The following is a 246-nucleotide window of genomic DNA, read 5'->3' as shown; positions in this document are numbered from 1 at the left end:
GACCAGTGGCGAATGGGTCTATAACGTCACCCTGCCACGGAAGAATGATCCGGTCGCGGCCCTTATCATCACGCAGGACGCCAAGGATCTGGGCAAGCTCGTGACCACCGAGGGCCTTGCGCCCGGCTGGTCGGCCGCCGTCATAGATGAGAGCGGCCACGTCGTCGCGGCCACCGGCCCTGCCAACCTCGAACCCGGCACGCCCTTCGACCCGCGCATTCTGCCGGCGCTCACCGTGTCCCGCGG

1 pseudogene is annotated in these 246 nt (G+C 67.9%); it reads left to right on the top strand.

Going from position 1 to position 246, the window contains the following annotated elements:
* Positions 1-246: pseudogene (locus AF337_RS12125) on the top strand (cache domain-containing protein); the annotation flags it as partial.

Source organism: Rhizobium ecuadorense (genome assembly GCF_001187535.1).
Taxonomy (GTDB): domain Bacteria; phylum Pseudomonadota; class Alphaproteobacteria; order Rhizobiales; family Rhizobiaceae; genus Rhizobium; species Rhizobium ecuadorense.
Note: the sequence above shows the minus strand (reverse complement) of the source record. Positions and strands in the feature narration are given on the sequence as shown.